Genomic DNA, 25,731 nt, shown 5'->3' on the forward strand with positions numbered 1-25,731 from the left:
CGCTCTCAGCTGTCGAAGCTGTAGCCGAAACGCGCGATATCCTCGGCGCAGGTCGTGGCGATCAGGTCGCGGGTTTGGGGGGTGTAGTGGTCCCGATAGCCCGCCGCGCGGTCCGACGCATTCGCATGCGGCAACGTCAGATCAAAGCCCAGATGGTCGAACACCGGCTGCGCGTCCTGCGCGAAATGCTCGATCCGGATGAACAGGTTGCTTTGATCCTCGCCCGCCCCGTCACGCAGATAAGACCCATAGGGAGAGGCCAGAAGGCTGCCCTGCACGGTAGGCGTCTGCACGAAGGCATCAAACGCCAGCGACTTGGCAAGCCCCACAGCGGGATGATCGAACCCCTGCGCGCGCAGCCAATGGTAATAGCTGACCATCCGGTCCCACGGGTTACGCACCAGCGCAAAGGCGAACATCCGGGCAATCTCTTGGCGGGTGACCACGCCCTCGATATCGGCGAGGGTTGCGTGCTTCCAAAGCCGTCCTGCCGACGCAGCCCCTGCCAGACGCTTGCGCCGCTTGACTGCCTTGGGCGTGTCGCCCAGCATTAGATCGTCCTTCATCGCCCGTGCTTCCAGCGCGAGCGCAAGGGACGTGCCTCCGGTCTTGGGAATATGCACAAAAATATAGTTGCGTCCGCGGCTGATGATCATGACCGCCCCGCCGCATCTGTGATTGGCCGCTTTACGCTCGTGCCCATATCCTGCCTTTGCCCTGCTTTTATCATCCTTCCCAAAACGGGGGATGCTGCGCAATAGTAACCGGGACAAAGCGAAAAAAGACAGGGTGCGCCATGGGCTGGATGACGAACGAAGACGGGTTGGACAAATGCGCGGCGAATTACGTGCCGCTCACGCCTCTGTCGCACCTGAAACGCGCAGCCCATGTCTTTGCCGATGTGACGGCGGTGATCTACGGCGCGCATCGGGTGAGCTATGCGCAGTATCACGCGCGCTGCTCACAGCTTGCTTCGGCCTTGGTGGCGGCGGGGGTTGAACCGGGTCAGGTTGTGGCGACGATCCTGCCCAATATCCCCGCGCAGGCAGAGGCGCATTTCGGCGTGCCCGCCTGCGGTGCCGTGCTTAACACCATCAACACGCGGCTGGATGTGGGCACGGTGGGCTACATCCTCGACCACGGCGAAGCGCGGGTGCTGCTGGTCGATACGCAGTTCGTCGATCTGGCAGAGGCGGCCTGTGCAACCCTCGACGGCCCGCCCCCGCTGCTGATCGAAGTGCCTGATCCCGCGGCGGGGTTTCCGGCAACGGGTCGCCACACCACATACGATGATTTCATCGCCACCGGTGACCCTGCGTTCAACTGGATCATGCCGCAGGACGAATGGGAAAGCCTTGCGCTCAACTATACCTCTGGCACGACGGGGCGGCCCAAGGGCGTGGTCTATCACCATCGCGGGGCCTATCTGATGACCATGGGCACGGTGGTCAGCTGGCGTATGGTGATGCGGCCCGTGTTCATGCAGATCGTACCGCTGTTTCACTGCAACGGCTGGAACCACACGTGGATGATGCCCCTCTTGGGGGGCACACTGGTCTGCTGCCGCGACATCACTGCCGCTGCGATCTATGACGCCATCGCCGACGAAGGCGTGACCCATTTTGGCGGTGCCCCCATCGTGCTGAACATGATGGTGAACGCAACAGAAGCCGAACGCCGCGCCTTTGATCATCAGGTGGAGGTCTTCACCGCCGGTGCGCCCCCTGCCCCTGCCACCCTGTCCAAGATCGAAGCCTTGGGGTTCAACGTCACGCAGGTCTACGGGCTGACCGAGACCTACGGCCACGTCACCGAATGTCTGTGGGACCCCGCATGGGACAGCGCCCAAGGGGCCGAGCGCGCCGCGATCAAGGCCCGTCAGGGCGTCGCCATGCCGATGATGGAAGAGATCACCGTCATGGACAGCGAAATGGCCCAAGTCCCGCTGGACGCTGCCACACAGGGAGAGATCATGATCCGCGGCAATTCGGTGATGAAGGGATACTTCAAGAACCCCGCCGCCACGCGCGCGGCCTTTGCGGGCGGGTATTTCCATTCGGGCGATCTGGCGGTGCAGCATCCGAACGGACATATGCAGATCGCAGATCGCGCCAAGGACATCATCATCTCGGGCGGCGAGAACATCTCGTCCGTCGAGGTCGAAGGCGTATTGATGGGGCATCCGGATGTGAACCTCGCCGCCGTTGTCGCGCAACCGGACGAGAAATGGGGCGAAGTGCCCTGTGCTTTTGTCGAGCTGAAACCGGGCCGGAGTGGAGACGAAGCTGCCCTGATCGCCTTTGCGCGCGACACGCTTGCGGGTTTCAAAGCACCCAAACGCGTGGTGTTTCAAGAGCTGCCGAAAACCTCGACCGGGAAGATCCAGAAATTCGAACTGCGCGCACAGGCCGCCAGGCTTTAGTGCGGTCTACATCGCGCGCTGTGTGACGACCGGATCGGCGACGATCACCGCCTCTGCCTGCTCTTGCGGGCCGAGCCGTTTTTCGTACCGCCAGACGTCGATCTGCAACGGCCCCTCGCCGGTTTCGACCTCGTAGGGGATCGTGCCCGCCTGTACCCAACCGCAGGCCTCATAGAACCGCGCGGCGCGGGTGTTGCCAACCGAACAGGCCAGCCATTTCAGCCCATGCCCCAGCTCTGCTTCCGTCGCTGCCATCATCTGCTGCGCCAGACCGCTGCCCTGAAAGGCATCACTGACATAGAACTGGTAGATCTCGTCATGGTCCACCATGAAGAACCCCGCGATCTGCCCTTCGACCCAGACCACCTGCGTATGCTTAAGGTGCACACGCATCCGCATCGTGAACTCTTCGAAACTGCGCAGGGCGGTCAAGGCGGGCGGCACGACATCGGCATGGGCCTGATGCCAACCACGATACCAGATCTCGACAAGTCTGGCGGCATCATCGGGATGTGCGGGCTTGATCTGCATGGGACGCTCCTTTCGAATTCTCCTATGCTGTCTTAAGTCCACCCATTGCTCAACCCGTGTCAGGTGGTAAACTATCCAAAACAGTTAGGCACTATACTTCAGGATATGACAGCCCTTTCCAAATACGCCCGGTTGGAAGCAACCGGACTATGGCGTTCGGCCCCCGATGCCCAACGTCGCGAGGTCATCGTGTCGATCGGCGATGCGACACTGGTGATTTCCGACCTCAAGGATCAGGCGCTGACCCATTGGTCACTGGCGGCTTTGGCGCGGTCAAACCCTGGCACCCGCCCTGCGATTTTCCACCCCGACGGCGACCCCAGTGAAACGCTGGAAATCCCCGACAGCGAGGGAGAGATGATCGACGCCATCGAAACCCTGCGCCGCGTGGTCGAACGCCGTCGCCCCCGCCCGGGGCGGCTGCGCTTTGCCGGGGTGCTGACCTCGGCGCTGGTGGTGGCGGCGGTGGCGCTGTTCTGGCTGCCAGGCGCGCTGCAAGATCACACGCTGCGGGTGGTGCCCAAGGTCAAACGCGCCTCCATCGGGGCGGCGCTCCTGAAAAAGATCGAACGGGTGTCCGGCCCCGCCTGTACCAACGCCCGCGGGCGCACGGCGCTGGCAAAGCTCGGCGCGCGGCTGTCGTCTGATCCGATGGTGGTGCTGCCCGCCATGACCCGCCCCAGCCTGCACCTGCCCGGCGGGCTGATCGTGCTGAACAAGACCCTGTTCGAGGATTACGAGTCCCCCGATATCGCGGGCGGCTATATTCTGGCGGAGCAAGCGAAACGCGCCGTCACAGACCCGCTTGAACATATGCTCGCCACCATCGGCATCCGCGAAAACTTCCGCCTGCTGACCACCGGCGATGTGTCGGATGCGGCCCTCACACGCTACGCCGAACATCTGATGGCCGAACCCGCGCCGGAACCGCCCGTTGACGCCCTGCTTTCCCGCTTCGAAAAACAGCGCCTGCACAGCACGCCTTACGCGCAAGCCCGTGACATCACTGGAGAGACGGTGCTGCCCCTGATCGAAGGCGATCCGATGAACGGCAAGGAAACCGACCCACTGCTGAATGATGCCGACTGGCTACGGCTGCAAAATATCTGCGGCGGCTAAGGCAGAGATACACAAACCGACCTTCAGCGCAAAAGGCCAGCCGGATCGCCCCGACTGGCCTTTTGTCTGCACTGTCGTGCGGATGCGTCAGCGGATGTAGGCATCGCCGTAACCGGCACCGCGCAACTTACCCAAAGCCGCCGGTGCCGCGGACGCGCCAAAGGGCCCTGCCTGCACCGACAGATAGGTCTTGCCGCCGCGGATGGACTTACCGATGCGCGCGCCCATACCCATCCGCGCGATACGTTGTGCCGCACGCTGCGCGTTCGCGCTGTCTCCATAGACGCCGATCTGCACATAGGTCTTGCCCGCGGCACGCGGGGTCGCTGGGGCTGTGGCGACTGGCTTGGGGGTCGAACGGCTGGAGTAGACCGGCTTGCGCGCGGCAGGCGCTGCGTTCTTGTTGCGGACGATACGTTTGACCAGTTGGCCGTTGCGCTTGGCAAAGCTCACCTCGCCCAACTCGCGGCGCTGCTGCTCGACCGAGGTATAGGGGTAGACCAGCGGCAAACGCGCGGTCACGTCCTGCCCTGTGCTTTGGTTGACCAGACGGCGCGGCACGGTGTTGGTCCAGATCAACAACATCTTGGACCGCCCCTCAAGGTTCTGTTCGGCCCGCTTGGGGTTCAGACGGTCGTCTTCCCACACGGGGCGATATCCTTTGGGAACCGAGACGTTGGCATAGGTGTTCTGGCGGTTGATCGCGACATGTTTCGGCACGATCCGCGTATGCGCATGCGCCGCTGCGGGTCTCGCCGTGGTTGTGACGCTGCCTGCGGCTGCCCCATAGGACGGCGCAGATGCCACGGCCCCGGCCTGCGCGGTGGAGGGTAGGATCGGCGCGGTTTGCGGGCCGCAACGCACGGCGAGGCCCTTGGTCCGCGACCCGGAGTATTGCTGGCTGATGGCAGAGCGTCCGGCACAGGTGGTCGGCACCTGCGCCACGGCCACCGGCGCTTGCGCGCGCGGTGCGGCTGGCACGTCGACCGAGCGTGGCACCGGCTGGCGCACCGGCTTGGGTGCTTTCTGGCGTACAACAACCGGCTTGGCCTTGCGCTGTGGCAGAGGGCGTGCCGCAACCGTGGGCTGTTTGGCCGCGGCGGGCGCGTTGTTCACGGTGATCTGCACCGGCGCATCAGCACCACCGGCAGGCGCGCTGGCCGCTGTCTGCACATTGGTCGGCTTGAAGCCGCAGACACCCTGACGCTTGCGCGACACGCGCGGCACCCAGGTCACATTGCCGTCGATACCGGCCCGAATAAACACACAGCCTTTGCTGTCGACATATTGCTTGCCCTTATACGAGGCCGACGGGAATTCCGCCGGCTGATCGCGAAAGCTTTGCGCTTGGGCAATTCCTGCCCCAAACGTCGTCATCAATGCCGCAACTGCCACAATACTAGTAAATTTCATCTGCGCCCCCACACAATGTAGTACATAAACCATGCGCGATCCCGGTTTCAGAGTAAAGCACCCTGATCACCGGATCGCCCATTTTGCGCCTTACTTGGTCCCGAACATCCGGTCACCGGCGTCACCAAGCCCGGGAATGATATATCCCTGCTCGTTCAGCTTCTCGTCGACCGCCGCGGTGACGATCGGCACATCGGGATGCGCCTCTTTCATACGGGCCACGCCTTCGGGGGCCGCCAGCAGACACAGGAAGCGGATATTGGTCGCACCGGCTTTCTTCAGCATGTCGATCGCTGCCACGGATGAATTACCAGTGGCGAGCATCGGGTCCACGGCGATCACCAGACGGTCGTCCATACCCTCTGGCACCTTGAAATAGTATTCCACCGGCTGCAACGTTTCCTCGTCACGATATAGGCCAACAAAGCCTACCCGCGCCGACGGGATCAGCTCAAGCACGCCATCCATCAACCCGTTGCCCGCCCTCAGGATAGAGATCAGCGCCAGCTTCTTGCCATCCAGCGTAGGTGCGTCCATCGGCTGCATCGGCGTGTCGATCCGCTTGGTCGTCATCGGCAGGCCGCGGGTCACCTCATAGGCCAGAAGCTGGCTGATCTCGCGCAGCAACTGACGGAACGCCGCGGTCGATGTGGATTTATCCCGCATGATTGTCAGCTTGTGCTGCACCAGCGGATGATTAACGACGGTCAGGTGTTCAACGATATCGGACATCGGGGCGCTCTCCATATTACTTGGCTGAACTCATGCCCCGAAAAGCCGTGCCCCGCAACCATCGCATCTTCGCCAGCTTCATTTTGCCAGTCAAACTCCGGGGGGATCGCGGCCCTGCCGCGATGGGGGCTGGCCCCCATCCGACCGATACGCCGCCGAACAGAGTTTAGTCGGGCACCGCAACCCCAAGATGCCGCGCCACCAGCCCAGCGACATCGCGAAAACCGATCTGCCCCAAGCGGCCAGCACCCTGCCCTGCCACCAGAACCGGGGCCCGTTCGCGGGTGTGGTCGGTGCCCACCCATGTCGGGTCGTTCCCGTGGTCTGCGGTCAGCACCAGCAGATCCCCGTCCCGCAGTTGCCCCATCAGCTTACCGATCTCGGCATCAAACCACTCAAGCGCGCGGGCATAGCCCGACACATCGCGCCGATGCCCATAAAGACTGTCAAACTCCACAAAATTCGCAAACGTCAGGCTGCCGTCTTCGGCGCTTTCAACCAGATCACCAAGATGCCCCATCAACGTCTCGTCAGACCCTTTGCGCACCTCGTCAAAACCGGTCATCGAAAAGATGTCGCCGATCTTTCCAACGGCATAAACACGGGCACCACTGTCCTGCACCCAGTTGCTCAGCACCGGCGCGGGTGGCTTGATCGCGAAATCACGACGGTTGGTGGTGCGGGTAAAACCGCTTTGCGCATCCCCGATGAAGGGACGCGCGATCACCCGTCCGACTTTCATCTCATGCGCGATCGGGGCCATGTTTTCGCATAGGTCCAACAGCCGTTGCAGGCCGAAACTCTCTTCATGCGCGGCGATCTGCAACACGCTGTCAGCCGAGGTATAGCAGATCGGGAAACCGGTCTTGATATGCTGCGCGCCGAACTCCTCGATAATGGCGGTGCCGGGGGCGTGGCAATTCCCCAAAATCTCGTCCGTGCCGGCAAAGGCCGCAAGCTGCGCAACAAGCGCGGGCGGAAAGGACTTCGACACATCGGGAAAGTAATGCCACTCCCACGGGACCGGCAAACCGGCCAATTCCCAATGGCCCGAGGGCGTATCCTTGCCGCGCGAGATTTCTGTCGCCGCGCCCCATGTGCCGCTGACGGTGTCATCAAGGCTTGCGATATGCAGCCCGCTGGCCAGTTCAATCGCGGGGCCAAGCCCCAGCGACGCCATATGCGGCACGTTCAAAGGGCCGCTGCGCCCGTCTTCTGCACGGCCTTCGGCACAGGCCTGCGCGATATGACCAAGGGTATTCGCGCCGGTGTCCGGCACACGCCCGTTAAAGAAGGTGTCCGCATCGGGGGCACCGCCGATACCGACTGAATCCATCACAACCAGAAAAGCACGCGCCATCAGCCGACCCTCTCTACAATCAAATCCGGCACGGCGACCGGCTTCGGGCCGATGGTGATCGCACCGCGCACCGCCTGTGCGGCCCGCTCTGCGTCACCGGCGCGGGCCGCATGGACCACCGCCAGTGGCCCCTTGGACGATACTTTCGCGCCCAGGCGGACGACATCCGAAATCCCCACGGCCGGGTTGATCTGGTCCGTCTCGACCGCGCGCCCGCCGCCCAAAGCGACAACGGCAAGGCCCAAGGCCTCCCCATCAATCGCGGTCACATATCCGGTTTTCGGTGCGGGGACCTCTCCGATGATCGTCGCCTCGGGCAGGAACCGCGTCCAGTTTTCGACAAACTTCGCAGGCCCGCCCATGGCCGCGATCATCACGCCAAAGCGTTCCGCCGCGCGGCCCGACCGGATCGCCTGCACGATCATATCCGCCCCGACCTGCACATCGCCCGCCAGCCCTGCATTGGCCAGCAACACCCCCCCAAGAGCCGCACAGACCGAGACAATCGGCCCCTTGCTATGACCCGTCAGCACGCGCATCACCTCGGCCACTTCCAGCGCGTTCCCAAGGCTGGGCACCAGGGGCTGGCTCATATCGCTGATCACCGCCGTCGTCCGGCACCCACTCGCATTCGCAGTCTTGGTCAGCGCCGTCGCCAGCGCCTGCGCCTGCGCCAGATCTTTCATGAAGGCACCGCTGCCGACCTTGACGTCCAAGACCAGACCATCCAGCCCCGCCGCCAGCTTCTTCGACAGGATCGACGCGGTGATCAGATCGAGGCTGTCCACGGTCGAGGACACATCGCGCACCGCATAAAGCCGCTTGTCCGCGGGGGCGATACCGTCGGTCGCACTGACAATCGCACAGCCTGCCTTGGCCACCACGGCGCGAAACTGCGCCTCGTCCAATGTGGTATTCACACCCGGAATGGCCTCAAGCTTGTCCAGCGTCCCGCCAGTATGCCCCAGCCCACGCCCCGAGATCATCGGCACATAAGCCCCGCAGGCGGCCAAGGCAGGGGCCAGCACAAGGCTGACGCAATCGCCCACACCGCCCGTCGAATGTTTATCCAGCACCGGCCCGTTCAGATCCCAGTCGAACACCCGCCCGCTGTCGCGCATGGCGAGCGTCAGGGCCACGCGGCCCACATCGCTCAGCCCGACCTGACAGACCCCCATCGCAAAGGCCCCCGCCTGCGCATCACTGACCCGCCCATCGGCAAGGGCCATCGCGAACCAGACAAGCTCTTCTCGGTTCAGCGACCGCCGGTGTCGCAGTTTGGACAGGATCGCGCGGGCATCCATGGCTTAGCCCTCCATATGCGCGCGGCCAAAGGCACCGGGCAACAGCTCGGCCATGGTCATCACCTCTTCAACGCCCGACAGGGTCGCCATGGTCACCCGCGCGTCCCCCTGACCGAATTCCGCCAGTTTCTGACGGCAGCCGCCACAGGGGGTGACGGGCGTGGGGCTGCCCGCAATCACATAGGCCTCTACAAAAGCCGTCTCGCCCGCCGCGATCATGGCGGCGATGGCACCGGCCTCGGCGCAGGTGCCTTCCGGGTAGGCGACGTTTTCCACGTTGCAGCCGACAAACACCGCACCCGAGGCCGTGCGCAACGCGGCTCCCACCTTGAAGTTGGAATAGGGCGCATAGGCATTTTCCTGCACGGCGCTGGCGTGCTGTCGCAAATCACTGGTCATAATTCCCCCAAGTTTCACAAAACTATAAAAACCTTTCGCCAAAGTTGCGATGCCAAAAGCGGAAAAATGCCATGCTTCATTTTGCCAGACAAACTCCGGGGGAATCGTGGCCTGTCACGATGGGGGCTGGCCCCCTTCCCGCCCTACAATCTGCGCCGCATAGGCGGTGACACGCCCCGCTCCAAAAGTCGTGTTGGCGCGGCTGGCAAAATAGTTTAACGCTAAACTACTCTCTTAAAGGACCGCCAAAACATGACCGATGCGCCCAATCTGCGCCAAGCCGCACTTGACTATCACGCTTTCCCCAAGCCCGGAAAACTCGAAGTGCGCGCGACCAAACCACTGGCGAACGGCCGCGATCTGGCGCGCGCCTATTCCCCCGGCGTGGCTGAAGCCTGCCTTGAGATCAAGGCCGACCCGACCACAGCCGCGCATTACACCACCCGCGCGAACCTTGTGGGTGTGGTGACCAATGGCACGGCGGTTCTGGGGCTTGGCAACATCGGCGCGCTGGCCTCCAAACCGGTGATGGAGGGCAAGGCCGTCCTTTTCAAGAAATTCGCCAATATCGATTGCTTCGACATCGAGCTGGACCAGAACGACCCCGAAAAGCTCGCCGAACTGGTCTGCGCGCTAGAGCCGACCTTCGGCGCGATCAACCTCGAAGACATCAAGGCCCCCGATTGCTTTACCGTCGAACGCATCTGCCGCGAGCGGATGAACATTCCGGTTTTCCACGACGACCAGCACGGCACTGCGATTGTCGTTGGGGCCGCCGTGAAGAACGCGCTTTTCGTGGCGGGCAAGAAGTTCGAGGACATCAAGATCGTCTCCACAGGCGGCGGCGCGGCGGGCATTGCTTGTCTGAACATGCTGCTGAAGCTCGGCGTGAAGCGCGAGAACGTCTGGCTTTGTGATATTCACGGTCTGGTCTACGAGGGACGCGAGATCGACATGAACCCGATCAAATCGGAATACGCGCAGAAATCCGACCTGCGTGATCTGGCCGATGTGATCCATGATGCCGATCTGTTCCTCGGCCTCTCTGGCCCCGGTGTCCTGAGCCCCGAAATGGTGCAGAAAATGGCACCGCAGCCGATCATCTTTGCGCTGGCCAACCCCACGCCGGAAATCATGCCCGATCTCGCCCGCGCGGTGGCTCCTGATGCGATTATCGCAACGGGACGGTCGGATTTTCCCAATCAGGTCAACAACGTATTGTGCTTCCCCTTTATCTTCCGCGGTGCGCTGGATGTGGGGGCAACCACGATCAATGACGAGATGAAGATCGCCTGTATCGACGGGATTGCAGCGCTTGCCCGTGCCACCACCTCCGCCGAGGCTGCCGCCGCCTATCAGGGCGAACAGTTGACCTTTGGCCCCGACTACCTGATCCCCAAACCCTTTGACCCGCGTCTGATCGGTGTCGTGTCTACCGCCGTCGCGAAAGCCGCGATGGACACCGGCGTCGCCACCCGCCCGATCGAGGATCTGGCCGCCTATCGCCACAAGCTGGACAGCTCGGTCTTCAAATCGTCCATGCTGATGCGCCCCGTGTTCGAGGCCGCGCGCGTGGCCCCGCGCCGGATCGTCTTTGCCGAAGGCGAAGACGAACGCGTGCTGCGCGCCGCCCAAGCCATGGTGGAGGAAACCAAGGAACGCCCGATCCTGATCGGCCGCCCCGAGGTGATCGAACGGCGCATCGAAAAGGCTGGTCTGACAATCAAGCTGGGCGAGACAGTGGATCTGGTGAACCCCGAAAACGACCCGCGCTACCGCGACTATTGGGAGACCTATCACAACCTGATGGCCCGCCGCGGCGTGTCACCTGATATCGCGCGCGCCATCATGCGCACCAATACCACCGCCATCGGCGCGGTGATGGTGCACCGCGAAGAGGCCGACAGCCTGATCTGCGGCACCTTCGGGGAATTCCGCTGGCATATGAATTATATCGAACAGGTTCTCGGTCGCGACGGGCGGCGCCCCCACGGGGCACTGTCGCTGATGATCCTGGAAGATGGGCCGCTGTTTATCGCAGATACGCAGGTGCATCTGCACCCCACCCCCGAACAGATCGCCGAGATCGCCATCGGTGCTGCGCGCCATGTGCAACGTTTCGGCATCGAACCCAAGATCGCCCTGTGTTCGCAAAGCCAGTTCGGCAATCAGGGCGAAGGGTCGGGCAAACGTCTGCGCGCGGCGCTGCGGCTGCTGGATGCGGGCAACCATGATTTCTGCTATGAGGGCGAGATGAACATCGATGCCGCACTCGACCCCGAGCTGCGCAGCCGTCTGCTGCCCTCGAACCGGATGGAAGGTGCCGCGAATGTTCTTGTCTTTGCTCATGCGGATGCGGCATCGGGCGTGCGCAATATTCTGAAGATGAAGGGAGGCGGGCTTGAGGTTGGGCCGATCCTGATGGGGATGGGCAACCGTGCTCATATCGTCTCTCCGTCGATCACCGCGCGCGGGCTGCTGAACGTCGGTGCGATCGCCGGTACGCCGGTCGCCGAATACGGCTGACGCCCCGCGTGAAAACGCCGCCCTTATGCGGGGCGGCGCATGGACCGGAACCGGCCGGAATTACTTGGCCGGTTTGGTGCCCTTGGCCGCAAAGGGTGCCTTGATGTCGGACACGCTGCTTGGCATCGGCTTGGCAGGCCGTGCATCTGCTTTGGCCTTTTTCTTCTTGTTGGCGAGCTTATCACCCATTGTTCTGAACCTTTGTTCAAAGACGAAGGGCGGCGACATGCCGTCCCTATCCGCGATGCTGCGCCCCTTCGCGCGATTGATCTGATCCAAATTCGACGCGGTGGGTCATATTCGACACGCGCTGTGCGAAATTTTGTGCGCTACCGGAAACCGGCCGAAACGCGCTTGTAAATTTTGACACCGCACGCGGGGGAGCGGCTGTAAACTTTGTTGCCGGATGGTCGCGATATAGGCGCAAGCTCTTGCTCTTTCCCGCGGCCGTGGCCTACCAAATGGTATTCGCGTTCACGGGAGGGAGCCGCATATGGGATATCACGACATTTACAAAAGCTGTCAGGACAACCCTGAAGCCTACTGGCTAGAGCAGTCCAAAGCCATCGATTGGGAGGAAGCGCCCCGTCAGGCGTTGTTCGACAAGGGCAATGATCTGTACGAATGGTTCGCCGACGCCAAAGTAAATGCGTGCTATAACGCCGTTGACCGCCATGTGGAAAACGGCCGTGCCGATCAGGTGGCGATCATCCATGACAGCCCGATCACCGGCACCCAGACCAAGATCACCTTTGCCGAGCTGCAAACCCGCGTCGCCGCTGTCGCCGGTGCGCTACAGGCCAATGGCGTGGGCAAAGGCGACCGCGTGATCATCTATATGCCGATGGTCCCCGAAGCGCTTGAGGCGATGCTCGCCTGTGCGCGGATCGGGGCGGTGCACTCGGTCGTGTTCGGCGGCTTTGCCTCGAACGAACTGGCCGTGCGGATCAACGACTGCACCCCCAAAGCGATCATCGCCGCATCCTGTGGGTTGGAACCGGCGCGCGTCGTGGCCTATAAGCCGCTGCTTGATGGGGCCATCGAACAGGCCGACCATAAACCCGACTTCTGCCTGATCCTGCAGCGCGAACAAGCCCCCTGCGACCTGACACCGGGGCGCGATCTGGATTGGCACGCGGCGCAAAAAGGCACCACCCCCGCGCCCTGCGTCGCGGTGGAGGGCAACCACCCCGCCTACATTCTTTACACCTCGGGCACGACCGGCGCGCCCAAGGGCGTGGTGCGCCAAACTGCGGGGCATCTGGTGGCGCTGAACTGGACGATGAAGAACATCTACAATGTCGATCCGGGCGATGTCTTCTGGGCCGCCTCCGATGTGGGCTGGGTCGTGGGGCACAGCTATATCTGCTATGGCCCGCTGGTGCATGGCAACACCACCGTTGTGTTCGAAGGCAAGCCCGTGGGCACACCCGATGCGGGCACCTTCTGGCGCGTCATTTCCGAACACAATGTCCGCAGCTTCTTTACCGCCCCCACCGCGATCCGCGCCGTTAAACGCGAAGACCCAAAGGGCGAGGAGATTGGCAAATATGACATTTCCTGCCTGCGCGCGCTGTATCTGGCGGGCGAGCGCGCCGACCCAGACACCGTGATCTGGGCGCAGGAAAAGCTGGGCATACCCGTCTATGACCATTGGTGGCAGACCGAAACCGGCTATACCATCGTCGGAAACCCCGCCGGACTAGAGGCGCTGCCGGTCAAGGTCGGCTCCCCCACGGTGCCGATGCCGGGCTATGACGTGCAAATCCTGAACGAGGCGGGCGAGCCGCAACCCGCTGGCACTTTGGGGTCTATCGCGATCAAGCTGCCCCTGCCTCCCGGCACGTTGCCCACCCTGTGGAATGCCGAAGATCGCTTCCGCAAAAGTTACCTCACGACCTATCCCGGATACTACGAAACGGGCGATGCGGGCAGGATCGACGAGGATGGATATCTTTATATCATGGCGCGCACCGATGACGTGATCAACGTCGCCGGTCACCGCTTGTCCACCGGCGCGATGGAGGAGGTTCTGGCCGGCCACCCCGATGTGGCTGAATGTGCCGTGATCGGCGTCAGCGATCCGCTGAAGGGCCAAGCCCCGATGGGGTTTGTGTGCCTGTCCAAAGGGGTCGACCGCCCCCATGCCGAGATTGCAGCCGAATGCCAGCAACGGGTGCGTGACCAGATCGGGCCAGTGGCAGCCTATAAGATGACGCTGGTGGTGGATCGCTTGCCCAAGACGCGTTCAGGCAAGATCCTGCGGGCGACGATGGTCAAACTGGCCGATGCAGAGCCGTTCAAGCTGCCCGCCACGATCGACGATCCGGCCATTCTGGACGAGATCAAGTCGGCGCTGCAAACCATCGGCTACGCCAAGGACACCTGATAGATTCGGCTTCCCAGAACGCGAAAAAGGCGGCTGTAACAGCCGCCTTTTCTATTCAATATCTAGGCCAGTTAGTGTTTGGCCACGAAGCTGTCTACCTGACGCTCCGCCTCGTCTTTGGCAACGCCGTAGCGCGCCTGAATCTTGCCGACCAGCTGGTCGCGTTCGCCGGCGGCTTCTGTCAGGTCATCGTCGGTCAGATCACCCCATTCTTCTTTGACCTTACCGGTCATCTGGCTCCAGTTACCTTTAATTGTATCCCAATTCATGTCAGGTCTCCTTTTGCTAAAATTCCAAACGATGAAAGCACCTGAGCGGCCTCTCATGCGTCTCGGAATATCAACGCGCCAAAGGCACCGCGGTTCCGTCTGAAACGCGGATTAGTTGAACTGCTCGCTGATCAGCCGTTCTTCCAGACCGTGGCCCGGATCGAACAGGATACGGTGCTTGATCAACGGGTCCGAGGTGATCTCGACCGCGACGACATCACGGTAGGAATTCCCGTCGGCGTCGGCCATCACAGGGCGTTTGGCGGGCTCCAGCACATCAAAGCGCACGGTCACCGTTTTCGGCAGCAAAGCCCCGCGCCAGCGCCGTGGCCGAAACGCCGCCATCGCCGTCAGGGCCAGCACATCCGCGCCAATCGGCAGGATCGGGCCGTGCGCGGAGTAATTATAGGCGGTGGACCCGGCAGGCGTCGCCACCAGTGCGCCATCGCAGACCAGCTCCTCCATCCGCACGCGCCCGTCGACGCTGATCCGCAGCTTGGCGGCCTGCGGCCCCTCGCGCAGCAAGGCGACCTCGTTCAAGGCCAGCGCCTTGGAGGTCTCGCCATTCGCATGTGTGGCGACCATCACCAGCGGGTTGATCACCGCCTCTTCTGCTGCGCGCAGACGATCCACCAGATCCTCTTCGGCATAGGCGTTCATCAAGAACCCGATGGTGCCGCGGTTCATGCCATAGACCGGCGTCGACAGCTCTTGCGAGTCGTGCAGCGCCTGCAGCATGAACCCGTCCCCCCCGAGGGCGACGATAACCTCTGCCTCCTCGCGCGTGACATTGCCGTATCGTGCGCTCAGCGCCGTCAACGCATCCTGTGCAACATCAGAGCGGCTGGCGATAAAAGCGATCTTCATGGGCGGATGTTTCCAATGAGGGATATTCACAGTCAAAAGAACCACATATCGCGCCGACCTACCAGCTTTGCCGCATATGACGGTGCGACCGGCGCATTACGACCTTCACCCCCGTGCCGGATTAAGCTAGATAGCCCGCAACCCGCACACGTAGTCAAAGGAACCACGCCCATGTCCGGTTTTTTCACCACCCCCCTGTCCGAAGCCGATCCCGAAATCTTTGGGTCCATTACAGACGAGCTGGGTCGCCAGCGCAACGAGATCGAACTGATCGCCTCCGAAAACATCGTGTCTGCGGCTGTCATGGCGGCGCAGGGGTCGGTGATGACCAACAAATACGCCGAAGGCTACCCGGGCCGCCGCTATTATGGCGGGTGTGATTTTGTCGATGTGGCGGAAAACCTGGCGATTGAACGCGCGTGCAAATTGTTCAACTGCGATTTCGCCAACGTGCAGCCGAATTCGGGCAGCCAAGCCAACCAAGGCGTGTTCACCGCGCTGCTGCAACCCGGTGACACCATTCTGGGCATGAGCCTCGACGCGGGCGGCCACCTGACCCACGGGGCCAAGCCGAACCAATCCGGCAAATGGTTCAATGCCATCCAGTACGGCGTGCGCAAACAAGACAACCAGCTTGACTATGACCAGGTCGAAGCGCTTGCGAAGGAGCACCAGCCCAAGCTGATCATCGCCGGTGGTTCCGCCATCCCGCGCCAGATCGACTTCAAGCGGATGCGCGAGATTGCCGATATGGTCGGTGCCTACCTGCAGGTGGACATGGCCCATTTTGCCGGTCTGGTCGCTGCGGGCGAACACCCGTCCCCCTTCCCCCATGCGCATGTGGCGACAACCACCACACATAAAACCCTGCGCGGTCCGCGCGGCGGCATGATCCTGACCAACGACGAAGCACTGGCGAAAAAGTTCAACTCGGCCATCTTCCCCGGTATTCAGGGGGGCCCGCTGATGCATGTGATCGCGGCCAAGGCCGTGGCCTTTGGTGAAGCGCTCAAGCCCGAGTTCAAGACCTACATCCAACAGGTCATCAAGAACGCCCAAGCACTCAGCGACCAGCTGATCAAAGGCGGGCTCGACACAATCACACACGGCACCGACACCCACCTGCTGCTGGTCGACCTGCGCCCCAAAGGCGTCAAAGGAAACGACACCGAAAAAGCCCTGGGCCGCGCGCATATTACCTGTAACAAGAACGGTGTGCCGTTTGACCCTGAAAAGCCCATGGTCACCTCCGGCATCCGTTTGGGCTCGCCTGCGGCAACAACACGCGGGTTTGGTGAGGATGAATTCCGTCAGATCGCCGACTGGATCATCGAGGTTGTCGACGGGCTGGCCGCCAATGGGGCCGATGGCAACGCCGAGGTCGAAGCCAAGGTCAAAGCCGAAGTCGAAGCGCTCTGCGCCCGCTTCCCGATCTACCCCAACCTCTAAAGCCCCAAGCTCTAAAGCGATGTGCCCCGGGCCCTTCCAAATGGATTAAATCCCGGGGGGCCCGCAAGGGCGGGGCAGCGCCCCAAACCACGCCTCAAAACAAGGCCCCGCTCGCATCTCTGCAGCGGGGCTTTTGCGTATTCGATCGTAACAGCAGCGCCCGTCAGACGTAGCCGCGCCACCACAGAAACATGATGAACGCCACCGCAACGCACATCAGGTTGAACGCCACACTGGCCGCAAGACCAAGCCAGCGGTCCTTGCGCCGTTCGGCCACGTCGATCCCGGCAAGATGCTCCATCACGCGATCATAGGCGGACTGCACCGTCGCGCCCTCGAGCCTGCGTGCCATCTTGGGGTTGCGCGCCATAAAAGCCGCCTGTGCAAAGACCTTGCCCTCACGCCGCACCCGCGCGGGCAGACGCCGCCCTGCGCGCGCCAACGCATGAGAGACATCGCGCCCCTGCACACCCAGCTTTGCCTGCAAGCCGCGCTGCATGTCACGTGCCTTGGTCTCTAGGTCTTTTTGATCCAGCATGTTTCAACCCTAAACGGTCTGGCACATCCGCTGCAATGGCCCTACATCTTGGGCATGTTGAATTACACTGAATATGGCACCACAGGCGACGCCCCTGCCCTGCTGATCGTGCATGGTCTTTTCGGGTCAGGCCGCAATTGGGGCGTGATCGCCAAACGGATGTCCGACCAGCGCCGCGTGGTGACCGTCGACATGCGCAACCACGGGGACAGCCCGCGCGCGCAGACGCAAAGCTACCCCGAGATGGCCGCCGATCTGGCAGAGGTCATCACCCATCTTGGCGCGCCAATGGACGTCTGCGGGCATTCGATGGGCGGTAAGGCGGCCATGATGCTGGCGCTGAACCATCCCGAACTCGTGAACCGTCTGGTGGTCGCCGATATCGCGCCCGTCGCTTATGGCCACAGCCAGCAAGAGTTTATCGATGCGATGCGCACGGTCGATCTGGGTACGCTCACCCGCCGCGCCGACGCCTCTGACCAATTGGCGGCGGCGGGGGTCGAGCCCGCATTGCAAAGCTTTTTCACCCAGTCTCTGGATGTGCCCAACAAAACGTGGAAGCTGAACCTTGATGTGCTTGAGGCAGAGATGTCCAAGATCGTCGGCTGGCCCGATGGGGTCGATGGACAATACGAGGGGGAGGTGCTGTTCCTGTCCGGCGGCAACTCCACCTATGTCAAACCCGAAGACCGCCCCGTGATCAAGGCGCTGTTCCCGCAGGCGCGCTTTGCCAAGCTGCCGGACACAGGCCATTGGCTACATGCAGAAAAGCCGCGCGACTTCGAGGCGTCTTTGCGGGCCTTCCTGACGCTGGGGTGAGGCAAAGGGGCAGCGCATCGAGCGGTGCTGCGCCCCTGCCACATGGGTGTTGCCTGAAAACACGCCCCATATCCCGACATGCCCCCTTGCACCTCTCCCCCCAAAGCCTATAACGCGGAGAATTTGCAAACATCCGGGGGCCTGAGCCATGCCAAAAAGAACCGATATCCAGTCGATCATGATCATTGGAGCGGGGCCCATTGTCATCGGTCAGGCGTGCGAGTTCGACTACTCCGGCGCGCAGGCCTGTAAGGCCCTGAAAGAGGAAGGCTACCGCGTCATCCTCGTGAACTCCAACCCTGCGACAATCATGACCGATCCGGGGCTGGCAGATGCCACCTACATCGAACCCATCACCCCTGAAATCGTCGCCAAAATCATCGAGAAAGAGCGCCCCGACGCGCTGCTGCCAACGATGGGCGGTCAGACCGGGCTGAACACCTCGCTCGCGCTCGAAGAGATGGGCGTGCTCGAGAAATTCAACGTCGAGATGATCGGCGCGAAACGCGAAGCCATTGAAATGGCAGAAGATCGCAAGCTCTTCCGCGAAGCGATGGACCGTTTGGGCATCGAAAATCCCAAGGCGACCATCGTCACCGCGCCCGTTGCCGCCAGCGGTAAAAAAGACCTTGCGGCGGGCGTTCAGCTTGCGCTCGACGCGCTGGAATATGTCGGCCTGCCCGCGATCATCCGCCCTGCCTTCACAATGGGTGGCACCGGCGGCGGCGTGGCCTATAACCGCGACGATTACGAATTCTACTGCCGCTCGGGGATGGACGCGTCGCCGATGGGGCAGATCCTGATCGACGAAAGCCTGCTTGGCTGGAAAGAATACGAGATGGAAGTGGTGCGCGACACCGCTGACAACGCGATCATCGTATGCTCGATCGAGAACGTCGACCCGATGGGCGTGCACACAGGCGATTCGATCACCGTGGCCCCTGCCCTGACGCTGACCGACAAAGAATACCAGATCATGCGCAACCACTCGATCGCCGTGCTGCGCGAAATCGGCGTGGAAACAGGCGGATCGAACGTGCAGTGGGCCGTGAACCCCGAAGATGGCCGCATGGTCGTGATCGAGATGAACCCGCGTGTATCGCGCTCTTCCGCGCTGGCGTCCAAGGCGACGGGTTTCCCCATCGCCAAGATCGCGGCCAAGCTGGCGGTGGGCTTTACCCTAGACGAGCTGGACAACGACATCACCGGCGTGACCCCTGCGTCCTTCGAGCCGACAATCGATTATGTCGTCACCAAGATCCCGAAATTCGCGTTCGAGAAATTTCCCGGCTCCGAACCCTATCTGACGACCGCGATGAAGTCTGTCGGAGAAGCGATGGCGATTGGCCGCACGATCCACGAGTCGCTGCAAAAGGCGCTGGCGTCGATGGAATCCGGGCTGACCGGCTTTGACGAAATCGACATCCCCGGTCTGGACAGTGACCTGCCCGCCGACGCACCTCAGAACGAAGCCGCGCTGATTGCCGCGATCAGCAAGCAGACCCCCGACCGGATGCGCACCATTGCCCAGGCGATGCGTCACGGTATGTCCGACGTGGATATCCACGGTGTGACCATGTTCGACCCGTGGTTCCTTGCCCGCATCCGCGAGATCGTCGACGCCGAGGCGCAGGTCCGCAAAGACGGGCTACCGCTGACCGAAGACGGGATGCGCAAGCTCAAGATGATGGGCTTTACCGATGCGCGCCTTGGCACGCTGACCGGGCGCGACGAAGACAACGTGCGCCGCGCGCGTCTGAACCTTGGCGTCAAGGCCGTGTTCAAACGGATCGACACCTGCGCCGCCGAATTCGAAGCGCAAACGCCCTACATGTATTCTACCTACGAGGCACCCGCCTTTGACGAGGTCGAATGCGAAGCCCGCCCCAGCGACCGTAAGAAAGTCGTCATTCTGGGCGGCGGCCCGAACCGGATCGGCCAAGGGATCGAGTTCGACTATTGCTGCTGTCACGCCTGTTATGCGCTAACCGACGCGGGCTACGAGACGATCATGGTCAACTGTAACCCCGAAACCGTCTCGACCGACTATGACACCTCGGACCGGCTGTATTTCGAACCCGTCACCTTTGAACACGTGATGGAAATCCTGCGGGTCGAACAGGAAAACGGCACGCTACACGGCGTCATCGTGCAGTTCGGCGGCCAGACACCGCTGAAGATCGCTCAGGCGCTGCAAGAGGCGGGCATCCCGATCCTTGGCACCACGCCCGACATGATCGACCTTGCCGAAGACCGCGAACGGTTCCAGCAGCTGGTGCAATCGCTGGGCCTGAAACAGCCGCATAACGGTATCGCCCACTCCGACGCCGAAGCGCTTGAGATCGCAGCAGACATCGGCTTTCCGCTGGTGATCCGCCCGTCTTACGTTCTGGGCGGCCGCGCGATGGAGATCGTGCGCGATCAGGCCAGCCTCGAACGCTATATCCGCGACGCGGTGGTCGTATCGGGCAAAAGCCCCGTGCTGCTGGATCACTACCTCTCGGGCGCGGTAGAGCTGGACGTCGACGCGCTGTCAGACGGCGCGGATGTCCACGTTGCGGGGATCATGCAGCACATCGAAGAGGCCGGCGTTCATTCGGGCGACAGCGCCTGTTCGCTGCCCCCCTATTCGCTGAGCCGCGAGATCATTGCCGAGGTCGAAAAACAGACCAAGGCGCTGGCGCTGGCGTTGAATGTAGTGGGCCTGATGAACATCCAGTTCGCAGTCAAGGACGGCGAGATCTACCTGATCGAAGTCAACCCCCGCGCCTCGCGCACCGTGCCCTTTGTCGCCAAAGCGACGGACAGCGCGATTGCGTCAATCGCTGCGCGGATCATGGCGGGCGAAAAGCTGTCGGCCTTCCCGCAACGCGCGCCCTACCGTGACGATGCCGCCTATGACGACGTGCTGCCTTTGGGTGATCCAATGACACTGGCGGACCCGAACATGCCTTGGTTCTCGGTCAAGGAAGCCGTGCTGCCCTTCGCCCGCTTCCCCGGTGTCGACACGCTGCTTGGGCCGGAAATGCGGTCAACGGGCGAGGTTATGGGCTGGGACCGCGACTTCCCCCGTGCCTTCCTCAAGGCGCAGATGGGCGCGGGCAACCCGCTGCCGCGCAACGGCTGTGTATTCTTCTCGATCAAGGATATGGACAAGTCGGATGACATGCTGACCGCCGCGCGTATCCTGCTTGAGCAAGGGTTCACCCTGCGCGCCACCCGTGGCACCGCCGCCTGGCTGACAGAGCATGACATCGCCTGCGAGATCGTGAACAAGGTCTACGAGGGTCGCCCGAACATCACCGACATGATGAAGGACGAAGCGATCCAACTGGTGATGAACACCACCGAAGGCGCGCAGGCGGTCGAGGACAGCAAATCCATCCGCTCTATCGCGCTGTATGACAAGATCCCGTATTTCACCACGGCCGCCGGTGCCTATGCCGCAGCGCTGGCCATCAAGGCACAAGCCGAAGACGAGATCGGCGTTAAATCGCTTCAGGGCTAACTGCCCTTTCTGACCTGCGCCGCGTCTTTGATGCCTGGCGCAGGTCTTTCTCCTTTCCTCCCCCCCCTCTCATTGTCCGTCGCCCTTGCATGCCAGCCCCCGCTGGACTTGACCCCGCAGCCGTTTCTTGGCCTACTCGGACAACGCTGAAAAAGGTTTACCCATGTACACACCCGCCATTACTGGTAGCGGCATCTTTACGCCGGAACAGGTCATCACCAACGCCGAGCTGGTCAAGGCGTTCAACGCCTATGCCGATCTGTACAATGCCGAACATGCCGCTGAGATCGAGGCCGGAGAGTTGCCCGCCAAGGAACACTCGTCAGAGGAGTTCATCGTCAAGGCGTCGGGGATCGAACAGCGCTATGTCATGGATAAGACGGGTATTCTGGACCCCAAGGTGATGCACCCCCTGCTGCGCCAACGGTCCGACGACGAACCCGGCCTGATGGCCGAGATGGCGCTGGATGCGGCACAAAAGGCGTTGCTGGCGGCCGGGAAAACCGCGGCTGATGTTGATGCCGTCATCTGCGCGGCGTCGAACCTTGAACGCGCCTATCCGGCGGTAGCGATCGAAATCCAGCAGTTGCTGGATATCAACGGCTTTGCCTTTGACATGAACGTCGCCTGTTCGTCCGCGACCTTCGGCATCCAAGCGGCGGCGGATATGATCCGCTCCGGCTCGATCCGCTCTGCGCTGGTGGTCTGCCCCGAGATATGCTCGGCCCATCTGGAATGGCGCGACCGTGACTGCCACTTTATCTTTGGGGACGTGGCCACCGCCGTGCTGATCGAACGCGCCGAAGACGCAGCCGGTGCTTATTTCGAGATCAAATCGACCCGTTGCGCGACCGAGTTCTCGAACAACATCCGCAACAACAATGGCTTTTTGCGCCGGTCTCGCCCCGATGGCGTCGCGGACCGCCGCGACATGCAGTTCATGCAAAACGGGCGCAAGGTGTTCAAGGAAGTGCTGCCGATGGTTGCCGAACACATCGCGGGCCACATGGCTGACGAAGGCGTTGAGGCCGCTGATCTGAAGCGTCTGTGGCTGCATCAGGCGAATAAATCGATGAATGACTTCATCGGTCGCAAAGTGCTGGGTCGCGCGCCCGAAGCGGGCGAGCAGCCCAACATCCTGCAAGACTACGCCAACACCTCCTCTGCCGGGTCGATCATCGCGTTTTCAAAATACTCCGACGATCTGACCGATGGGGACACCGGGCTGATCTGTTCCTTCGGGGCCGGATATTCCGTGGGTTCTGTGCTGGTGCAGCGCCACGGCTAAGCCCACTGGCACAGAGCCACTTCAACACCTGTGACATGTGGGGCGCGGTCTGCGACAGACGCGCCCCCGCTGCCCTACCCCCACCTTGAACGCCAAGGTCGCCTGACGCTAAAGAGGGCCATGGCAAAGCTTTACTTTCATTATTCGACCATGAACGCGGGCAAATCGACCGTGCTTCTGCAGGCGGCTCATAACTATGTCGAACGCGGCATGGTCCCCTATCTGATGACCGCGAAATTCGATCACCGCGCCGGACACGGGCGGATCGCATCGCGTATCGGGATCGGGCACGAGGCGGACACCTTCGAGACGGACGAAGACCTTTTGGCGAAGATCGAAAAGCGTTTGGCTGAAGGCCCTTGCGCCTGCATCTTCATCGACGAGGCGCAGTTTCTCAGCCCTGATCAGGTCTGGCAATTGGCCCGTGCGGTGGATGACCTGCGGGTGCCCATCATGTGCTATGGGCTGCGCGTGGACTTCCGTGGTCTGCTCTTCCCCGGGTCGGCCACGCTGCTCGCCCTTGCCGATGAGATGCGCGAGGTTCGAACGATCTGCCACTGCGGCAAGAAAGCGACGATGGTGGTGCGACAGGATGCCGAAGGCAAAGCGATCCGCGAAGGGGCGCAGGTGCAGATCGGCGGCAACGAGACCTATATCTCATTGTGCCGCCGACATTGGCGCGAAGCCGTGGGCCGTTAAACGAGGTTCGGGGGCGTTTCGCCCGCGACGCCCGCTTTCAAATTCTCAACCGCCATCATCCACATATCCACACGCACCTCCCGGGAAGACGTGCCTAGATGCGGTAATAGCACCACGTTATCCAGATCCCGCAGGGCTTGCGGCACCTCTGGTTCGAACTCATAAACATCCAGCCCTGCGCCGCCGATGGTGCCCGCTTGCAGGGCCTCGATCAGGGCGGCTTCCTCGACGATATTGCCACGAGCGATGTTGATCAGGAAGGCATGGGGCTGCATCGCCGCCAGCACATCCGCATTGATCAGATGCTGCGTGTCGTCCCCGCCCGGCACAGCGATAACGACCACATCAACAGCGGCGACCAACTGTTTGAGATCACTGATATGTTCCGCCGGATAGGCGACGCTTTTCGCGCTGCGGCTAAAGTATTTCACATCCATCGAAAAGCCGTAGTGACAGCGCCGCGCGACGGCTTGGCCGATCCGACCCATCCCGACGATCCCGACAGTCTTGCCCGTCAGATGCATGCCCAAAAGCTGCGAAGGCTCCCATCCGGACCATTGACCTGACCGGACCAACCGTTCGCCTTCTCCCGCACGCCGTGCGGCCATCAGCATCAGCGTCATGGCGATATCGGCGGTGGCATCGGTCACGGCACCGGGCGTGTTAGAGACCTGAAGCCCCGCCGCCTTTGCCGCATCGACATCGATGTGGTTATAGCCCACCCCGAAATTGGCGAGCATCTTGCACCGTGGCATGCCGACCTTGCCAAAGACATCCGCGGTAAAGCGGTCGCCCAAGGTGGCCAGCACCCCGTCATAGTCGCGCAGGGCGTCCTGCATCTCGTCCTCGGACAAGGGCGCGCTGTCCTCGCGATAGGTCACGTCAAAGCCTTCCAGGGCCTCGTGCACTTCGGGGGGCGCAGGGCGGGCGATCAGTAGTTTCGTCAATGCAGACGTCCTCCGTTCGGGGTGGGTTGCGTGGGGCGCATCAGCACAATCGCCCCGTCCTCGTCCGGCACCCCAAGCACCAGAACTTCGGACATGAACGGCCCGATCTGACGCGGCGGGAAGTTGACCACCCCCATCACCTGCGTCCCGATCAGCGTCTCGGGCGTGTAATGCACCGTCACCTGGGCCGAGGTTTTACGCTCACCGATATCGGGACCAAAGTCGATCCACATCTTGATCGCGGGCTTGCGCGCCTCGGGGAAGGGTTCGGCACGGGTGACCGTCCCGACCCTGATGTCGACTTTCATGAAGTCGTCAAAGCTGATCTCAGCCATTCGAAAGCTCGCGCGAACGATCGGCGGCTGCCGCCACAGCGCGTTTGAGCAGGACCGGAAAGCCGTCTTGCTCGTTCATCAGCACATCCAGCGCGGCCTGTGTGGTGCCGTTGGGGCTGGTCACGTTGACGCGCAACTGGTCCGGGCCTTCGTCGGCGGATTTGGCCAGGGCCCCTGCCCCTGCGACCGTCGCCGTGGCGAGCTTTAGCGCGAGCTCGGGGCTGAGCCCCTGCGCGATCCCGCCCGCGGCCATGGTTTCGATCATGTGGAAAACATAGGCCGGACCCGAGCCGCTGACCCCTGTGACCGCGTCGATCTGGGATTCCTCCTCCAGCCGGACAACGTCGCCCACGGCCGACAGCAGCTCTTCGGCTTCATCCATGCCTTTGGCGTCGACGTGGTTGTTGCCGACGATGGCGGTGATGCCTTGGCTGATGGCGGCGGGTGTGTTGGGCATGGCGCGCACGATTGGCGTCTGTTCCCCCAGCGTTTTCTCAAACGTCGCGATGGTAGTGCCGGCGGCGACGCTGACAAAAACCGTCTTGCCGTTGCCCATGGCCTGCAACGTGGGCAGCGCGTCACCCATCATCTGCGGCTTCACCGCTACAAGAACCACAGCGGGCTCTTTGGGCAGATCGACGTTCAACTGCACGCCCTGCTCTTTCAACCAATCAGAGGGTTTCGGATCGATGACATATACCGAAGATGTCGGAAGCCCGCGTGCCAGCCAGCCCGCCAGCATCGCGGATCCCATCTTGCCACAGCCCAGTAGAACCAAACCGTCTTTGGCGATGCGCGTATCTTTCATATCTGTACC

23 protein-coding genes are annotated in these 25,731 nt (G+C 62.1%); 9 read left to right on the forward strand and 14 right to left on the reverse strand.

The window, feature by feature from the left end; all coding sequences use genetic code 11:
* Positions 1–5: 5 nt before the first annotated feature.
* Positions 6–656 carry a sulfotransferase family 2 domain-containing protein gene (locus EE36_RS03335; protein WP_005849469.1) on the reverse strand — a complete coding sequence of 217 codons (651 nt, stop codon included), beginning with the start codon at positions 654–656 and terminating at the stop codon, positions 6–8.
* 140 nt (positions 657–796) lie between these two features.
* Here EE36_RS03335 and EE36_RS03340 point away from each other — a divergent pair, with 140 nt between their 5' ends.
* Positions 797–2,422, forward strand: coding sequence for an AMP-binding protein (locus EE36_RS03340; RefSeq protein WP_005849470.1), 1,626 nt, complete (start codon positions 797–799; stop codon positions 2,420–2,422).
* 6 nt (positions 2,423–2,428) lie between these two features.
* Here EE36_RS03340 and EE36_RS03345 read toward each other — a convergent pair whose 3' ends face one another.
* Positions 2,429–2,953 (reverse strand): GNAT family N-acetyltransferase, encoded by a 525-nt coding sequence (locus EE36_RS03345; protein WP_005849471.1) that lies wholly within the window; start codon positions 2,951–2,953, stop codon positions 2,429–2,431.
* Positions 2,954–3,058: 105 nt separating this feature from the next.
* Here EE36_RS03345 and EE36_RS03350 point away from each other — a divergent pair, with 105 nt between their 5' ends.
* Positions 3,059–4,072: a hypothetical protein gene (locus EE36_RS03350; RefSeq protein WP_005849472.1), complete on the forward strand. Its 1,014-nt coding sequence runs from the start codon at positions 3,059–3,061 to the stop codon at positions 4,070–4,072.
* Positions 4,073–4,159: 87 nt separating this feature from the next.
* Here EE36_RS03350 and EE36_RS03355 read toward each other — a convergent pair whose 3' ends face one another.
* The 5 genes from EE36_RS03355 to EE36_RS03375 form a co-directional block, all read right to left on the reverse strand.
* Positions 4,160–5,485 carry an SPOR domain-containing protein gene (locus EE36_RS03355; protein WP_254655538.1) on the reverse strand — a complete coding sequence of 442 codons (1,326 nt, stop codon included), beginning with the start codon at positions 5,483–5,485 and terminating at the stop codon, positions 4,160–4,162.
* 90 nt (positions 5,486–5,575) lie between these two features.
* Positions 5,576–6,208, reverse strand: coding sequence for a uracil phosphoribosyltransferase (gene upp / locus EE36_RS03360; RefSeq protein ID WP_037945097.1), 633 nt, complete (start codon positions 6,206–6,208; stop codon positions 5,576–5,578).
* Between the two features lie 175 nt (positions 6,209–6,383).
* Positions 6,384–7,577, reverse strand: a complete 1,194-nt coding sequence (locus EE36_RS03365) for a phosphopentomutase (RefSeq protein WP_005849475.1) — start codon at positions 7,575–7,577, stop codon at positions 6,384–6,386.
* Positions 7,577–8,881, reverse strand: coding sequence for a thymidine phosphorylase (locus tag EE36_RS03370; protein ID WP_005849476.1), 1,305 nt, complete (start codon positions 8,879–8,881; stop codon positions 7,577–7,579). Before EE36_RS03370 ends, EE36_RS03365 begins: the two co-directional genes overlap by 1 nt.
* Positions 8,882–8,884: 3 nt before the next feature.
* Positions 8,885–9,280, reverse strand: a complete 396-nt coding sequence (locus tag EE36_RS03375; RefSeq protein WP_005849478.1) for a cytidine deaminase — start codon at positions 9,278–9,280, stop codon at positions 8,885–8,887.
* A gap of 252 nt (positions 9,281–9,532) precedes the next feature.
* Here EE36_RS03375 and EE36_RS03380 point away from each other — a divergent pair, with 252 nt between their 5' ends.
* The gene (locus tag EE36_RS03380; protein WP_005849479.1) at positions 9,533–11,806 is read left to right on the forward strand and encodes an NADP-dependent malic enzyme; all 2,274 of its coding nucleotides are present in this window, start codon (positions 9,533–9,535) and stop codon (positions 11,804–11,806) included.
* 60 nt (positions 11,807–11,866) lie between these two features.
* Here EE36_RS03380 and EE36_RS03385 read toward each other — a convergent pair whose 3' ends face one another.
* Entirely contained in the window at positions 11,867–11,995 is a 129-nt protein-coding gene (locus tag EE36_RS03385; RefSeq protein WP_005849481.1) for a hypothetical protein, read from the reverse strand.
* A 304-nt stretch (positions 11,996–12,299) separates the two neighbouring features.
* Between EE36_RS03385 and EE36_RS03390 the strand changes: the two genes are divergently transcribed.
* Complete coding sequence (locus tag EE36_RS03390) at positions 12,300–14,195, forward strand: propionyl-CoA synthetase (protein ID WP_005849483.1); 1,896 nt, start codon at positions 12,300–12,302, stop codon at positions 14,193–14,195.
* A 71-nt stretch (positions 14,196–14,266) separates the two neighbouring features.
* Here EE36_RS03390 and EE36_RS03395 read toward each other — a convergent pair whose 3' ends face one another.
* On the reverse strand, positions 14,267–14,464 hold the full coding sequence (locus EE36_RS03395; protein WP_005849485.1) for a CsbD family protein: 198 nt from the start codon (positions 14,462–14,464) through the stop codon (positions 14,267–14,269).
* A 111-nt stretch (positions 14,465–14,575) separates the two neighbouring features.
* Entirely contained in the window at positions 14,576–15,331 is a 756-nt protein-coding gene (locus tag EE36_RS03400; RefSeq protein ID WP_005849487.1) for an NAD kinase, read from the reverse strand.
* 171 nt (positions 15,332–15,502) lie between these two features.
* Here EE36_RS03400 and glyA point away from each other — a divergent pair, with 171 nt between their 5' ends.
* Positions 15,503–16,780 carry a serine hydroxymethyltransferase gene (glyA, locus tag EE36_RS03405; protein WP_005849489.1) on the forward strand — a complete coding sequence of 426 codons (1,278 nt, stop codon included), beginning with the start codon at positions 15,503–15,505 and terminating at the stop codon, positions 16,778–16,780.
* A 163-nt stretch (positions 16,781–16,943) separates the two neighbouring features.
* Here glyA and EE36_RS03410 read toward each other — a convergent pair whose 3' ends face one another.
* Positions 16,944–17,318 (reverse strand): hypothetical protein, encoded by a 375-nt coding sequence (locus tag EE36_RS03410; RefSeq protein WP_005849491.1) that lies wholly within the window; start codon positions 17,316–17,318, stop codon positions 16,944–16,946.
* A 54-nt stretch (positions 17,319–17,372) separates the two neighbouring features.
* Between EE36_RS03410 and EE36_RS03415 the strand changes: the two genes are divergently transcribed.
* The 4 genes from EE36_RS03415 (at position 17,373) to EE36_RS03430 (ending at position 23,632) form a co-directional block, all read left to right on the forward strand.
* Positions 17,373–18,137 (forward strand): alpha/beta fold hydrolase, encoded by a 765-nt coding sequence (locus EE36_RS03415; RefSeq protein ID WP_005849493.1) that lies wholly within the window; start codon positions 17,373–17,375, stop codon positions 18,135–18,137.
* A gap of 148 nt (positions 18,138–18,285) precedes the next feature.
* Positions 18,286–21,645, forward strand: a complete 3,360-nt coding sequence (gene carB, locus EE36_RS03420) for a carbamoyl-phosphate synthase large subunit (protein WP_005849495.1) — start codon at positions 18,286–18,288, stop codon at positions 21,643–21,645.
* Between the two features lie 163 nt (positions 21,646–21,808).
* Entirely contained in the window at positions 21,809–22,933 is a 1,125-nt protein-coding gene (locus EE36_RS03425; protein WP_005849497.1) for a beta-ketoacyl-ACP synthase III, read from the forward strand.
* 120 nt (positions 22,934–23,053) lie between these two features.
* The gene (locus EE36_RS03430) at positions 23,054–23,632 is read left to right on the forward strand and encodes a thymidine kinase (RefSeq protein WP_005849498.1); all 579 of its coding nucleotides are present in this window, start codon (positions 23,054–23,056) and stop codon (positions 23,630–23,632) included.
* Here EE36_RS03430 and EE36_RS03435 read toward each other — a convergent pair.
* Genes EE36_RS03435 through proC form a run of 3 tightly spaced genes read right to left on the reverse strand, consistent with a single transcriptional unit; the run spans position 23,629 to position 25,722 of the window.
* Positions 23,629–24,579 carry a D-glycerate dehydrogenase gene (locus EE36_RS03435; protein WP_005849500.1) on the reverse strand — a complete coding sequence of 317 codons (951 nt, stop codon included), beginning with the start codon at positions 24,577–24,579 and terminating at the stop codon, positions 23,629–23,631. The genes EE36_RS03430 and EE36_RS03435 overlap by 4 nt on opposite strands.
* Positions 24,576–24,914 (reverse strand): tRNA-binding protein, encoded by a 339-nt coding sequence (locus EE36_RS03440; protein ID WP_005849502.1) that lies wholly within the window; start codon positions 24,912–24,914, stop codon positions 24,576–24,578. Before EE36_RS03440 ends, EE36_RS03435 begins: the two co-directional genes overlap by 4 nt.
* The gene (gene proC, locus EE36_RS03445; protein WP_005849504.1) at positions 24,907–25,722 is read right to left on the reverse strand and encodes a pyrroline-5-carboxylate reductase; all 816 of its coding nucleotides are present in this window, start codon (positions 25,720–25,722) and stop codon (positions 24,907–24,909) included. Before proC ends, EE36_RS03440 begins: the two co-directional genes overlap by 8 nt.
* Positions 25,723–25,731 lie beyond the last annotated feature (9 nt).

Origin of the sequence: Sulfitobacter sp. EE-36 (assembly GCF_000152605.1) — a bacterium.
GTDB classification, from domain to species: domain Bacteria; phylum Pseudomonadota; class Alphaproteobacteria; order Rhodobacterales; family Rhodobacteraceae; genus Sulfitobacter; species Sulfitobacter pontiacus.

Bases quoted from the DNA above. Each gene is read 5' to 3' on its own strand.
- EE36_RS03355 (WP_254655538.1), bottom strand. From the start codon at position 5,485: ATGAAATTTACTAGTATTGTGGCAGTTGCGGCATTGATGACGACGTTT.
- proC (WP_005849504.1), bottom strand. From the start codon at position 25,722: ATGAAAGATACGCGCATCGCCAAAGACGGTTTGGTTCTACTGGGCTGT.
- EE36_RS03335 (WP_005849469.1), bottom strand. From the start codon at position 656: ATGATCATCAGCCGCGGACGCAACTATATTTTTGTGCATATTCCCAAG.
- EE36_RS03385 (WP_005849481.1), bottom strand. From the start codon at position 11,995: ATGGGTGATAAGCTCGCCAACAAGAAGAAAAAGGCCAAAGCAGATGCA.
- EE36_RS03390 (WP_005849483.1), top strand. From the start codon at position 12,300: ATGGGATATCACGACATTTACAAAAGCTGTCAGGACAACCCTGAAGCC.
- EE36_RS03375 (WP_005849478.1), bottom strand. From the start codon at position 9,280: ATGACCAGTGATTTGCGACAGCACGCCAGCGCCGTGCAGGAAAATGCC.
- EE36_RS03400 (WP_005849487.1), bottom strand. From the start codon at position 15,331: ATGAAGATCGCTTTTATCGCCAGCCGCTCTGATGTTGCACAGGATGCG.
- EE36_RS03365 (WP_005849475.1), bottom strand. From the start codon at position 7,577: ATGGCGCGTGCTTTTCTGGTTGTGATGGATTCAGTCGGTATCGGCGGT.
- EE36_RS03340 (WP_005849470.1), top strand. From the start codon at position 797: ATGGGCTGGATGACGAACGAAGACGGGTTGGACAAATGCGCGGCGAAT.
- EE36_RS03350 (WP_005849472.1), top strand. From the start codon at position 3,059: ATGACAGCCCTTTCCAAATACGCCCGGTTGGAAGCAACCGGACTATGG.
- EE36_RS03395 (WP_005849485.1), bottom strand. From the start codon at position 14,464: ATGAATTGGGATACAATTAAAGGTAACTGGAGCCAGATGACCGGTAAG.
- EE36_RS03415 (WP_005849493.1), top strand. From the start codon at position 17,373: ATGTTGAATTACACTGAATATGGCACCACAGGCGACGCCCCTGCCCTG.
- EE36_RS03430 (WP_005849498.1), top strand. From the start codon at position 23,054: ATGGCAAAGCTTTACTTTCATTATTCGACCATGAACGCGGGCAAATCG.
- carB (WP_005849495.1), top strand. From the start codon at position 18,286: ATGCCAAAAAGAACCGATATCCAGTCGATCATGATCATTGGAGCGGGG.
- EE36_RS03380 (WP_005849479.1), top strand. From the start codon at position 9,533: ATGACCGATGCGCCCAATCTGCGCCAAGCCGCACTTGACTATCACGCT.
- EE36_RS03425 (WP_005849497.1), top strand. From the start codon at position 21,809: ATGTACACACCCGCCATTACTGGTAGCGGCATCTTTACGCCGGAACAG.
- EE36_RS03440 (WP_005849502.1), bottom strand. From the start codon at position 24,914: ATGGCTGAGATCAGCTTTGACGACTTCATGAAAGTCGACATCAGGGTC.
- EE36_RS03410 (WP_005849491.1), bottom strand. From the start codon at position 17,318: ATGCTGGATCAAAAAGACCTAGAGACCAAGGCACGTGACATGCAGCGC.
- EE36_RS03345 (WP_005849471.1), bottom strand. From the start codon at position 2,953: ATGCAGATCAAGCCCGCACATCCCGATGATGCCGCCAGACTTGTCGAG.
- glyA (WP_005849489.1), top strand. From the start codon at position 15,503: ATGTCCGGTTTTTTCACCACCCCCCTGTCCGAAGCCGATCCCGAAATC.
- EE36_RS03370 (WP_005849476.1), bottom strand. From the start codon at position 8,881: ATGGATGCCCGCGCGATCCTGTCCAAACTGCGACACCGGCGGTCGCTG.